Source organism: Dyella silvae (assembly GCF_026421305.1).
In the GTDB taxonomy this organism is placed as follows: domain Bacteria; phylum Pseudomonadota; class Gammaproteobacteria; order Xanthomonadales; family Rhodanobacteraceae; genus Dyella; species Dyella silvae.
The window spans coordinates 1-12,363 of the sequence record NZ_JAPJBQ010000016.1 but is presented as its reverse complement, the minus strand read 5'-3'; the positions used below and the strand labels follow the sequence as shown (position 1 = coordinate 12,363).

Here is a 12,363-nt window from a genome sequence, read left to right as displayed (position 1 = left end):
CCCCTGTGCGGCGGTGAGGGTTGGACGATCAGGCCCGCAGGGGGATCGGCATGGATGCCGATCCCTTTTCGTCAGGGCAGGAAGCCCTGTCGAAAAGCCCGGCCAACCCTCACGGACTTGCCGGGCTGCCAGCCCGGCAAGCGCCAAGCGGGGTGCCTTTTCTCTTGGTTACTTCTCTTTGGGCAAGCAAAGAGAAGTGACCCGGCGATCGGCAGATCGTCGGAAGCCCGCCGCAGGCGAGCCAGATCGCGGTAGCGCTACATCAGCGCCGAAGAGCAAAAGCGAGAGATAGAAACGATACCGCGAGCACCCGCCCCTCACCCCAGCCCTCTCCCCGGAGGGGAGAGGGAGTTAAGAGCATGAGCGTCGTTGCAATAGGCGCAACGATTCAGCGGCGTGTGCGAACGCAACCAACATTACTCACATCGAGAAAGAAAACAGAACCCTTACGGCACGCCACCTTCACGCACCAGCGCCATCACCTCATAACACGCCCCCATGGTGTGATAGTCGGTCTTGCCCGCCGGGCTCTTCTCGTCATCGACCTTGCGATTGTCCCGCGTAAGTATGCGATACCACGCACCATAACGATGGTCGACAAAATACGTCCACGCATAAGCCCACAGCTTTTCATACCACGCGTCGTACACCGCCAGACCCGTGCGCGCGTGCAGCAACGCAGCGGCTGCCAAAGACTCCGCCTGCACCCAGAAATACTTGTCGTCATCGCACACAGTGCCGTCCGGAGCGAAGCCGTAGCAGATGCCGCCGTGTTCTTTGTCCCAGGCTCTCGCCAGTGCGGTATCGAAGAGATGCATGGCGGTAGGCACCAGCCAGTTCTCTTCACGTCCGCGTTCGAGCAACAAGGGCTCCATGATCAGCAGTAGCTTGGCCCACTCAGTCTGATGACCGGGCTGGAAGCCCCACGGACGGAACAGGTGCTTCGGATCGTCGAGGTGATAGTTCCAGTCCACGTTCCATTGCGCGTCGTAGTGCTCCCACACCAGGCCATTGGCTTTGGCAGCCTGCCGGCGCGTCATATGGTCGGCCAGCATCAGTGCGCGTTCGAGGTAGCGGGGCTCGTCACTGGCCTGATACGCCGCCAGCATCGCCTCGCACATGTGCATGTTGGCGTTCTGGCCGCGGTAATCGCTGAAGTGCCAGTGCGCGTCAGCTTCGTCGCGATACAGGCCAGCGCCCGCGTCCCAATAACGCTGTTCGAGCAGATTCCAGGTTTCGTCCATCCATGCATCGGCTTCGCGGATGCCGGCCTTGCGCGCGGTGGCGTAGGCGAGCAGTACGAAGGCCACGCCATAAGCATGGTTGGTGCGGTCTTCCGGTTGGCCGTCGCGAAGGGTCCAGGCATAGCCGCCGGTGGCGGGGTTGCGATGAACCTCGCGCAGGTAGCGCAAGCCGTGGCGTGTAGCTTCCAGGTATTCCGGGTTGCCGAACTCGATGGCCGCCATTGCGTAGTTGAAGACAAAGCGCGTGCTGCTTACCAGATGGCGATGGCTGCGGTCGTAGATCGTGCCGTCGTCCTTGTAGTAGTGGAAGAATCCACCGGCCGGATCGATCGCGCGCGGGTGATAGAACGCCATGGTGTTCGCGATATGGCCACGCAGAAACGCTTCGCTGCGAAAGTCGGGCGCAGTCATGCGTATGTCTCCATGAAGCTGAGCACTTCGGCTTGGTCAGGCATGGCGGTGAACGAGCCTTGGCGGGTGACGGTGAGGGCGCCGCAGGCGGCGGCGTAGCGCAGCGCAGCGTGCAAGCGCGGCAGCTCAGTCACCAGATGGTCGAGGCGGTCAGGCGTGGGCTCCAGTGCCGCAAGCTGACACAGCAATCCACCGACAAAAGCGTCGCCGGCAGCGGTCGTATCCACGGCCGGTACCGAATACACAGGCAGCTCGCCTTCGGCATCGGGGTGGAACCAGCGCAGCGTGTGGGCTCCATCCGTGACTACCAGCAAGCGGGTGTGGCCTTCCCACAGTTTTTCCAGCGCCGCTTCCTCGCCGTCCACCGCGAGCCAGGCAAATTCCTCGGCGCTCAGCTTGACCACATCCGCCAGATGCAGCGCGGGCCACAACAGTGGCCGGGGCTCGGCTTCGCTTGGCCATAGTGCAGGGCGAAGGTTGAGGTCGAAACTCACCAGGGCGCCGGCAGCGCGCGCCCGACGCATGCCATCGCGTGTGGCTTCGGCGAGGGCCGGGCAGGTCATGCTGTTGGAGCAGACGTGGAACACGGCTGCGTCGCGAAAGCTCTCCTCGCGAAAGTGCTCGGGGCGAAACAACAGGTCGGCGGACGGAGGGCGATAGAAGCTGAAGCTGCGCTCGCCTTTGGCGTCCAGCGTAACGAAGGCGAGTGCCGTATTCGCTTCGCTCGTACGCACCACGCCGGAGATATCGACGCCTGCGCGATGCAGGCTGTCGAGCAGGAAGCCGCCGAACAGGTCGTTGCCCAGCATGCCGATGAAAGCGGCGTTGCCTCCCAGTCTTGCGACGGCAACGGAGACATTGGCCGGCGCGCCCCCGGCATACGGCACGAATGCACGCGGAAATCCGAGCTCGTCGCCGCCCTCGCTATGAAAATCGATTAACGCTTCGCCAAAACAGAGAATGCTGCGTGACATCAAGTAGTACCAACGGTGGAAACAGAAGATTCGGTGTCGCGGATAAGCGAGCCGCGCAGCCCGAAGAAGACGATGTAGCCGTAGCACAGCATGGGCAGCACAAAAGCATGCTGTATGCCGACCTGATCGGCCAGGTTGCCCTGCACCCACGGCAGCAAGGCACCGCCGACGATAGCCATGATCAGCAGGCTCGACGCCTTGCCGGTGAGCGGCCCCATGCGCTCAATACCGAGCGCGAAGATGGTCGGGAACATGATCGAATTGAACAGGCCAATGGCGATGACGCTGCTCATGGCGAGCGCACCGTGGGTGAGCATGGTCGTGAGTACCAGCGAGCCTGCCACGCCAGCGAACAGCGCCAGCAATTTGCGCGGGTTGTAGCGCACCAGCAGGGCAGAGCCGGCGAGGCGTCCTACCATCGCACCACCCCAATAGAGAGACACATAGTGCGACGCCTGCTGCTCGCTCATGTGGCCAATCTCTGGCAGCGACAGATAGTTCACCAGGAAGCTGCCGATGGATACTTCAGCGCCGACATAGAAGAAGATCGCCAGCACGCCGAAGAACACATGCGGGTGGCGCAACGCATCGAGCAAGGTGTGATGCTGCGTGTCGGCACGTTCAGTGGATTCGGTGAGCGCGGGCAGGCGGAACAGACCGACGCCTGTCGCCAGCACCAGCAACGCAATACCGAGACCCAGATAGGGCACCTGCACGAGCTCCGCCTGCTTCTGGCGATAGGACTGCAATTGCTGAAGCGTCTCCGGCGTCAGCGCGGAGCGAATGGCGGCGAGCTGTGCTGACTGTGTCGCGTCCAGGCGCGAGGCGGTGAGCTTGTCCAGCGCGCCGGAGAGGCGCTCGGCCGGCAATGCGGCGAGTTGCTGCGGCGATTGCGCAGAAAGTGTGTCGAGCAATGCCTCACCCGGCAGCTTGTCCAGCACATCGGCCAGCTGTGCCGGAGCCAGCTGAGCGACGCTGGCGGCCACTTCCTTGGCGGGAATGCGATCGAGCGCTGTGGCTGCCGCGTCATGGATCGCCGCCACCAGACGCGGTGCGGGCGCCTGCTGGATGGCTTGCAGAACCTCGGCGGGTGGCGCGGTGTTGAGCGTCTGCACCAGTTGCACCGTCTCCGGTGCCTTGCGCACGCCGTCTGGAATGGATGCGGACACTGACGACAGGATCAGCAGACCGCCAAACAAGGGACCGAGCGTGGTGCCGAGCGAGTTCATCGCCTGCGCCAGCGTCAGACGGCTGGAACTGGTGCGTTCCGGACCGAGCAGCGCGACGTACGGATTGGCCGCCACCTGCAACACCGTGATACCGGTGGCAAGCACGAACAACGCGCCGAGAAACGCGCCGTAGGAATGAAGCAGTGCGGCAGGCCAGAAGCCGAAGGCACCGAGGGCGGCAATGGCGAGCCCCGCGACGATCCCTTTCTTGTAGCCCAGCACGGCCACCAAACGGCCGGCTGGCAGCGACATCAGAAAATACGCGCCAAAGAAGGTGAACTGCACCAGCATGGCGCGGGCGTAGTTCAGTTCAAACACCGTCTTCAAGTGCGGAATCAGGATGTCATTGAGGACGGTGAGAAAGCCCCACATGAAGAAGATGGTGGCGAGTACCCCCATCGCCATGGGGTAGTCGGTGTAACGCGCCGATTCGGCAGCCGGTGCCGTGGCCGCCGACTGGGAGGGTGGAGCTGAAAAGGCCATGCGGAATCCGTCTGTCAGGAAAGAGAGCAGCTGCTTTCGCGCACGACCAGTTCTACGGGCGCGATGGTGGTGCTTGCCGGCGCCAGCGGATCACGCAGGCGGGCAAGCAGCAGATGGGCGGCTTGTCGTCCGCGCAAACGCGGCGCGGTGGAGAGCGTGGTCAGCGACGGCATGCTCATGGAGGCTTCGGCAATGTCATCAAAGCCGGTGACCGCGAAGTCGCGCCCCGCCTGCCTGCCGCAGTGGTGCAAGCCCAGCATCAGACCCAGCGCTACGGCGTCGTTGTAGCAAACCGCTGCAGTCGGTGTGGTTTCGCCTTCGAACAATGCCGGCGCAGCGCGGGCGGCCGCCATGCGAGTAGGCGTGCTCTGAATGCGCCAATGCGGGGCGACGGCAAGGCCCGCCGCCTGCATCGCCTGCAAATAACCTGCATGGCGTTCGCGGGTAGAGCTGGCGTCGTCGTGGCCACCGAAAAAGGCGATCTTGCGATGGCCCTGGGCAATCAGGTGTTCGGTGGCGAGGCAGGTGCCGCGCTGGTTATCCAGCATCAGGCGATCCCAGTGCGCGTATTCCGGCAAGGTCCCGCCGAGCTCGCGATTGAACAGCACCACGGGTGTGTGCGAACCGACCGCCGCCAGTACATCGCGCGCTTCGCTGCCTTCGGCGGGGGACAGGATGATGCCGCCTGGACCGTGTTCGACCAACGAGCTCAGCACCGCCCGCTGGCGGGCACCCGATTCGCTGGTGTTGCCCAGCAGCGTGACGAAACCGGCTTCGCCCAGGGTTTCGTCGACACCCGCTGCAAATTCACCGAAAAAGGGGTTCGCCAACTCGTTGAGTACCAAGGCGATGCTGGAGGACGTACGGCGGCGCAGGTTTGCTGCAGCGCGGTTGTACACGTAGCCCTGGCGTCGCAGTTCCTCTTCAACCCGGCTCCGGGTGAGTTTGTTGACCAGCGGGCTGCCGCGAAGCACCAGGGACACGGTGGCGCGAGACACGCCACATCCTGCTGCGATGTCGTTCAATGTGATCTTGCGACCAACCGGGGTCTGGCTTTCCATCGCAGGCCTGGGTAATTGGAACGATCCAAAGGTAACCTGCCGCGTGCATCGAACGGAACACCTATCGATGGCGCGTCGCAGCATGCAACAGCGCCGTTCCAGATGCTAGCGTCGGTTGAAATTAGAACGATTCAAATCGATCACCCGGGGGATCTCATGCGCTGTTCGCCCATCCGTGCCTGGCTGCCATGTCTGCTGGCCGCTGCCATCTCGTTTTCATTCGCCGCGCCCGGCATGGCGTTGGCTGAAACGGGCCATTCGGCCGATGTGGATCCGCGCATTGGTACGGGCGGCGACGGTCACACCTTTCCCGGGGCCACGGTGCCGTTCGGCATGATCCAGTTGTCGCCGGATACGGCGATGCCTGATTTCAAGCATGCCTACAAATGGGCGGCTGGCTACCAGTATGGCGACAGCAGCTTGCTGGGCTTTTCGCACACGCATTTTTCCGGTTCCGGGCATTCGGATCTTGGCGACGTGCTGGTGATGCCGATCGCCGGTGATGTGCGCCTGGAGCAGGGCGATCCTGCCACGCCGGGTAGCGGCTACCGTTCGCGCTTCAGTCATGACAGTGAGGTGGTCGAGGCGGGCTATTACGCGGTGACCTTGAGCGACTACGGCGTGCGTGCCGAATTGACTGCCGGGCGCCGCATTGGATGGCATCGCTACACCTTCCCCAAGGGCAAGCCCGCCCATCTCCTGTTGGATCTGCGGCCCAGCATCTACGACTACCCGGGCAAAGTCCTATGGGCATCACTGCGTGTGCGCGAGGACGGCACCGTTACCGGCTGCCGCGAAACGCGCGGTTGGGCACCGGGGCGCACGTTGTGCTTTGCCATACGTTTTTCGCAGCCCATGCAATCGCGCACGCTCTACAACCGCGAAGGCGACCTGACCTACAAGGGCTTCCAAGGACCGGGCAATCAACCTGAGGATCACGACGCGCAGAAAGGCCGCGCGCTGGTGGGTGTATTCGATTTCGGATCGCCTAAGCAGCCGCTTGGCGTGAAGGTGGCGATTTCGACGGTCAGCGAAGCCAATGCCGTTGCCAACCTCGACGCCGAAGGGCAGGGTTGGGATTTCGATGCGCGTCGCGCCGAGGCTCGCGCCGATTGGGACAAGGCGCTGAGCGTGATCGATGTGGATGCATCGAAAGACCAGCGCGTGGGCTTCTATACCTCGCTGTACCACGCCCTGCTGTCGCCCACGCTGAGCATGGATGTGAACGGCGAATTCCGCGGCCCGGACGGTGCCGTGCATCAGGCCGCCGATCGAAACGGCAAGTTCGAATTCCACTCCACGTGGTCATTGTGGGATGTCTACCGCGCGCAGCAACCGCTGATGGCGCTGTTGATGCCCGGGCGCAGCACCGACTTCATCCGCTCGCTGATCGCCTCGCGCGAGGCCAGCCCGTTCGGCATCCTGCCGGTGTGGGCATATCAGGGCCTGGAGACGTGGTGCATGATCGGTTACCACGCCGTGCCGGTGATTGCCGATGCGTACGTCAAAGGCGTGCGCGGCTTCGATGCCGATGCGGCGCTGAAGGCGATGGTGGCAAGCGCGACCTATGCGCCCTATGGCGGTCTGGGCGACTACATGAAGCTCGGCTACGTGCCCATCGACAAGGAGCCAGAGGGCGCCTCCAAGACGCTCGAATACGCCTACGACGACTGGTCGCTGGCGCAGATAGCGAAGGCCATGGGACGCAAGGACGTGGCCGTCACCTTCGCAAAGCGCGCCGGCAACTGGCGTAACGCCTACGATCCGAAGACGGGCTTCATGCGGGCGCGCAAAAGCGACGGCACGTTCCGCGAGCCGTTCAATCCGGACGCGGCCGGCTACGGGACCGACTACACCGAAGGCAACGCGTGGCAGTACTCCTGGTACGTGCCGCAGGACGTGGCCGCCCTGGTCAAAGCCATGGGTGGGGATCAGCGCTTCGTCACCAAGCTGGACAGCGTGTTCGACGCGAAAGTGGATCCCTCGCAATTCGCCCATGTCGAGGACATCACCGGCCTGATCGGCTGGTACGCCCACGGCAATGAACCCAGCCACCACCTGGCCTATCTCTACGACTACGCCGGCGCGCCGTGGCAAACCCAGAAGCGCCTCAAGCAGATCATGGACACCCAGTACGGCACGCGTCCGGACGGGCTGGCGGGCAATGACGACCTGGGCCAGATGTCCGCCTGGTACATCTTCACGGCGCTGGGTTTCTATCCGGTGACGCCGGCCAGCGACGAGTACGCCATCGGCCGCCCGTTCGTGGCTGGCGCCACCCTGCACCTGAGCAACGGCAGGACGTTTACGGTCAGCGCCGCGCCGCTGGACGATGCTCACCCCTATGTCGGGCAGGTCACCCTCAACGGCAAACCGCTGGATCGGGTCTACCTGCGGCACGGCGAGATCCTTGCCGGTGGCGAGCTGCACTTCACCATGCAGGCTGAGCCCAATCGTTCCTGGGGGCAGCGGGTGGAAGCCCGGCCATCCTCGATGAGCACGGCAATGGGCGGATCCAAATCGGTGTCGGGGAATTCCTACTAAAGGCGTATCAAAAAGCGGGCGACGAGAGGTGGTAATAGTCGGGGTGATTCTGCAAACATGCCTGACATGTTGCGCTCATCCTGGAAACTAGCGTCGACGCTCCGGCCGGCCATGAAGGACCGTGTGGCCTTACGGTGGCGCTTGGGTGGCCTATTGGCCGCCGTGCTGGTGATCGTGGCGTTGCCCTACATGGTGACCCGCAACGGCGCCAGCGAAGCCATCGTGGCCAACGAGCGCGTCACCCACTCGACCGAGGTGAAATCGCTTACCTATCGCATCGCTTATGTGACACGCGACAGCGAGGCAGCCATCTACCGGCTGATCCATGGCGACTTCGACCCGCAAGTGCGCCTGCGGGCAGAGCGGGCCGGTCACGAAGTGCCGGGCCTGCTTTCGCAACTGCGCGAGATGACCCGTGACAGCCCGGACCAGCAAGCCTTGATCGGGTCGCTCAGTTCCACCGTCAGCGGGCGGCTGGCGCTGAGCGGGCAGGCGATCATGCGGCATGAGCATGGCGATCAGGACGGCGCCGCCGACGCCATGCGGGACTCCGGCACGCTGTTCAAGATGGACGACCTCATCGACAGCATCGTGCGCAATGAAAACGCCACACTGCTGAAGCGGCGGGACGAAGCCAGGCGCGAGTCCTTCAACAGCGGCCTGGCGCTGACCATTACAGCCCTTGCGCAGGTGTTGCTGCTGGCCATCGTGGTGATCGTCTCAGAGCGGCAGATCAGCCGCCGCCTGCGGGCCGAAGTGCGCGAAGGGCAGGCGGTGCAGCGTTCGCAGCTCATTGTGCAGGCGGTGCGCGAACCCATTGCACTGCTCGACGCCAGCCTCGGTACCTTGCTGGTCAATGCTGCATTCGGTGAGCTGTATGGCTTGCCCCCCGATTTCCGCCAATCCATGCCGCTGACCGAAATCGGCGATGGCGCCTGGACCGACAGCGCGCTGCTGCAGCGACTCAACGACGTGCTGCTGCTGGATCGCGAACTGTGGGATTACGAACTCATCCAGCGCACCATCGATGGCGTGGATCGTCACGTAGTGATCAATGCACGCCGCCTGGAGCAGGACGGTGGCGGTGACCCGGTGCTGCTGCTTACGCTTAGCGACGTGACTGCACGCGCACTGGTCGAGCAGCAGGTGAAAGAACTCAACCGGCAGCTGGAAGGCAAGATCGAACAGGTTTCCGACGTCAACCGCGAGCTGGAAGCCTTCAGCTACTCGGTCTCGCATGACCTGCGAGCGCCGTTGCGGCATATCAGCGGCTTCGCCGGCAAATTGGCGCAACATCTCGGCGATGGTGCCGACGAGCGTTCGCGTCACTACATCGAAGTTATCAACGACGCCTCACGCCGCATGGCCTTGCTGATCGAAGACCTGCTGGTGTTCTCGCGCCTGGGCCGCGGCGCGCTGCGCCTGCAACCGGTGGATATGCAGTCGCTGGCCGACGAAGCACGCGCGCTGGCAGAGACGGACGCCCATGGCCGTCACATCGTCTGGTCGATTGCGCCGCTGCCCATCGTCATCGGCGACGAAAACATGTTGCGCACGGTCTGGCAGAACCTGCTTGGCAATGCCGTGAAATACACCGGCAAATGCGATGTGGCGCGCATCGACGTCGACGTGCAGCGCAACCGCGACGGCAGCTATGAATTCGTGGTGAGTGATAACGGCGCGGGCTTCGACATGCAATACGCCGGCAAGTTGTTTGGCGTATTCCAGCGGCTGCACCGGGCTTCCGAGTTTCCTGGTAACGGCATCGGCCTTGCCAATGTACGGCGCATCGTGACGCGCCATGGCGGCCGCGTGTGGGCAGACGCGCAACCCAATCAGGGTGCGCGTTTCCATTTCACTCTGCCTTCTTCGGATCTGGCAGAAAGCTTTGCGCAGAGACGTCCATGAACCACCGAGACATTCGCACCATATTGCTGGTCGAGGACAGCATGGCCGACGCCGAAATGGCCATGGACGCACTGGCCGGCGCCAACCTCGCCAATCCTGTTGTGCACCTCGAAGACGGCGTGGACTGCCTGGACTATCTCTATTGCCGTGGCGAGTGGGCAAGCCGCGAACCGATTGACCCGGCCGTGGTGCTGCTGGACATCAAGATGCCTCGCATGAGTGGTCTCGAAGTGCTCACCCAGTTGCGCGCCGACGATCGTTTTCGCCGTGTGCCGGTGGTGATTCTGTCGTCGTCGCGCGAAGAAAGCGACCTGGCTCGCAGCTGGGATATCGGCGCCAATGCCTATGTGATCAAGCCGGTTGATGTCGACCAGTTTTTTGAAGCGGTACGAACGCTGGGACAATTCTGGGCGGTGCTCAATCAGGGGCCCGAGCAGAATTGATCAAAGCAATACTGAGTGGGACCGGGGTAGGGATGCCCCAACACGGAGTCGCAGATGGCGGATAGGCAACACTGGGATGTTCCCAGAATTCGTGTGCTGCAGATCGAGGACAGCCAGCTCGATGCCGAGCTCGTGCTGTCTGAGCTCGACGCTGACGCGATCGAGTACGACGTGTGCCTGGTAGACGCAGAACTCGAATACCTGAGGGCGCTGGAGAGCTTTCAGCCGGATATTGTGCTGTCGGACCTCAGCTTGCCCGGCTTTTCCGGGCAGCGCGCGCTGGACATTCTGCGCGAACGCGATCAGGACCTGCCTTTCATCTTCGTCTCCGCCACGCTGGGCGAAGAGGCAGCCATCGAGGCGCTGCGCAACGGTGCCACCGATTACATTCTCAAACAGAACCCGGCCCGCCTTGCCTCCGCGGTGCGGCGTGCCTTGCGCGAAGCGGAGGCGCAGCGCGCACGGCGGCGCGCAGAAACCGAACTGATCCGCGCGCAACGCTTCGAAAGCCTGGCGATGCTCGCAGGTGGTCTCAGTCACGACCTGCGCAATCTGCTGCAGCCCTTGCTGTTGGCTGGCGATAGCCTGCAGGACTACCAGAATGACCCGCGCCTCGCCCGTTTGGGGCGGCTGGTGCGCGACTGCGGCAAGCGCGGTCTGGACATGGTGCAGTCGATGCTCTCCTTCGCGCGCGGCGCACGCCGCGCCGAGCAGGTGCGTGTGGGCGCGTTGCTCGATGCGTTGGGACTGCTGCTGCAAGGCAGCGTCCCGCGTAACGTGACGCTGGAGATGGACGCCTACGATCCGGACCTCACGTTCGACGGCAACCACACCGAACTGCAGCAGTGCCTGCTCAATCTCAGTCTCAACGCGCTCCAGGCCATGCCGGAGGGCGGCTACCTTCGCATCCGCACGTCACAGTCATCCTTGCCGCAAAGTTTTTTTCAGTCTGGCGAGGAGGCACACGAAGGCAACTACTTGTGCCTTACAGTCGCCGATACCGGCACGGGCATGGATGCGGACGTGCTGCGTCACATGTTCGAGCCGTTCTTTACCACCAAGGAAACGGGCACGGGTCTTGGGCTGATTTCGTGCAAACGCATCGTCACGGCGCACGGTGGCGTCATGCGCGTGGAAAGCACGACGGGGCATGGCACCAGCTTCCATCTCTACATTCCGCTACTGCAGCAGGCGGTTGATGTTTGCGAGGACGAGGAGACCATCGATCTGCAGGGTGAGGCGGAGCGTGTGCTGGTGGTGGTGGAAGAAGCCGGCCAGCTCTCGCTGTTGGTCGACACGCTCGACTCGTGGGGCTATCAGGCGCACGCGAGCCAGAGTGGTACGGCGGCTTTGCAATGGCTCGAAGCGCAGGGCGTGCCGGATCTGGTGGTGCTGGATGCGGACATGAACCTGTTCACCGGTGTACGTACGCTGGCCGCGCTGTTCGATCATGGCTACCGCCGCGCGGTGATTTTGCTGGCGCGCCCTGATGCGCCGCCGGACATGGATGAGTTGCCGGTGATGGAGCATTTGTATCTGGTCGACAAGCCGATCTCTACGGTGAAGCTGTTGCGGACGGTGAGGGAGGCGCTGGAGGCGGGGGCGGATGGGGAGTTGCCGCACGGGTTGGTGTAGCTGGCGCTAGTCGCGCGAGCTTTTAACTCCCTCTCCCCTCCGGGGAGAGGGTTGGGGTGAGGGGCGGGTGCTCGCGATAACGATCACTCCCCTCACCGTCATCCCAGCGGAAGCTGGGATCCAGTGCCTTTCGCTCTTTTCAGAGTTCCGGTGACCTGGCTCGCCTGCGGCGGGCTTCCGCTGTCCTGCCGGACAGCGGGTCACTTCTCTTTGCGTGGCCAAAGAGCAGTAACCAAGAGAAAGGCCACCCCGATGGCGCGCCTTCCGGGCGAAGCCCGGAAGGTACGCGGGCGGGTTACGGGGTTTTTCGACAGGACATCCCTGTCCTGACGAAAAACTGGCCGGCATCCATGCCGGCCACCCTGCGGGCTATTCCTCCACCCGCCCGCCGCGCCATAGGGGCCCGGAGGTCAAGAGCGAAAGCCAGAGCC

The 12,363-nt window shown here is 63.3% G+C and carries 8 protein-coding genes; 4 read left to right on the top strand and 4 right to left on the bottom strand.

What is annotated here, in order from left to right; genetic code table 11:
- Nucleotides 1-446: 446 nt before the first annotated feature.
- From OQE56_RS20010 to OQE56_RS19995, 4 genes are read right to left on the bottom strand one after another with little or no spacing between them, the layout of a single operon-like run.
- Nucleotides 447-1,655, bottom strand: a complete 1,209-nt coding sequence (locus tag OQE56_RS20010; protein WP_267226846.1) for an AGE family epimerase/isomerase — start codon at nt 1,653-1,655, stop codon at nt 447-449.
- A complete protein-coding gene (locus OQE56_RS20005) occupies nt 1,652-2,629 on the bottom strand; it encodes a carbohydrate kinase family protein (protein WP_267226844.1) in 978 nt (325 codons plus the stop codon). The genes OQE56_RS20010 and OQE56_RS20005 overlap by 4 nt, the downstream gene beginning before the upstream one ends.
- Nucleotides 2,629-4,341 (bottom strand): glucose/galactose MFS transporter, encoded by a 1,713-nt coding sequence (gene gluP / locus OQE56_RS20000; RefSeq protein ID WP_267226842.1) that lies wholly within the window; start codon nt 4,339-4,341, stop codon nt 2,629-2,631. Before gluP ends, OQE56_RS20005 begins: the two co-directional genes overlap by 1 nt.
- A 14-nt stretch (nt 4,342-4,355) precedes the next feature.
- A complete protein-coding gene (locus tag OQE56_RS19995) occupies nt 4,356-5,402 on the bottom strand; it encodes a LacI family DNA-binding transcriptional regulator (RefSeq protein WP_267226840.1) in 1,047 nt (348 codons plus the stop codon).
- A 156-nt stretch (nt 5,403-5,558) separates the two neighbouring features.
- On the opposite strand from OQE56_RS19995, the gene OQE56_RS19990 reads away from it, so the two are divergent.
- The 4 genes from OQE56_RS19990 to OQE56_RS19975 all read left to right on the top strand — a co-directional run bounded on the left by OQE56_RS19990 (nt 5,559) and on the right by OQE56_RS19975 (nt 11,932).
- Nucleotides 5,559-7,946, top strand: a complete 2,388-nt coding sequence (locus tag OQE56_RS19990; RefSeq protein WP_267226838.1) for a GH92 family glycosyl hydrolase — start codon at nt 5,559-5,561, stop codon at nt 7,944-7,946.
- A 111-nt stretch (nt 7,947-8,057) separates the two neighbouring features.
- On the top strand, nt 8,058-9,854 hold the full coding sequence (locus tag OQE56_RS19985) for a sensor histidine kinase (protein WP_267226847.1): 1,797 nt from the start codon (nt 8,058-8,060) through the stop codon (nt 9,852-9,854).
- On the top strand, nt 9,851-10,297 hold the full coding sequence (locus tag OQE56_RS19980; RefSeq protein WP_267226837.1) for a response regulator: 447 nt from the start codon (nt 9,851-9,853) through the stop codon (nt 10,295-10,297). Before OQE56_RS19985 ends, OQE56_RS19980 begins: the two co-directional genes overlap by 4 nt.
- Nucleotides 10,298-10,351: 54 nt before the next feature.
- Nucleotides 10,352-11,932, top strand: coding sequence for an ATP-binding response regulator (locus tag OQE56_RS19975; protein WP_267226834.1), 1,581 nt, complete (start codon nt 10,352-10,354; stop codon nt 11,930-11,932).
- Nucleotides 11,933-12,363: the final 431 nt, after the last annotated feature.

Coding starts and splice junctions, on each gene's coding strand:
- OQE56_RS19975 (WP_267226834.1), top strand. CDS start 10,352: ATGGCGGATAGGCAACACTGGGATGTTCCCAGAATTCGTGTGCTGCAG.
- OQE56_RS19985 (WP_267226847.1), top strand. CDS start 8,058: ATGAAGGACCGTGTGGCCTTACGGTGGCGCTTGGGTGGCCTATTGGCC.
- OQE56_RS19980 (WP_267226837.1), top strand. CDS start 9,851: ATGAACCACCGAGACATTCGCACCATATTGCTGGTCGAGGACAGCATG.
- OQE56_RS19990 (WP_267226838.1), top strand. CDS start 5,559: ATGCGCTGTTCGCCCATCCGTGCCTGGCTGCCATGTCTGCTGGCCGCT.
- OQE56_RS20010 (WP_267226846.1), bottom strand. CDS start 1,655: ATGACTGCGCCCGACTTTCGCAGCGAAGCGTTTCTGCGTGGCCATATC.
- OQE56_RS20005 (WP_267226844.1), bottom strand. CDS start 2,629: ATGTCACGCAGCATTCTCTGTTTTGGCGAAGCGTTAATCGATTTTCAT.
- OQE56_RS19995 (WP_267226840.1), bottom strand. CDS start 5,402: ATGGAAAGCCAGACCCCGGTTGGTCGCAAGATCACATTGAACGACATC.
- gluP (WP_267226842.1), bottom strand. CDS start 4,341: ATGGCCTTTTCAGCTCCACCCTCCCAGTCGGCGGCCACGGCACCGGCT.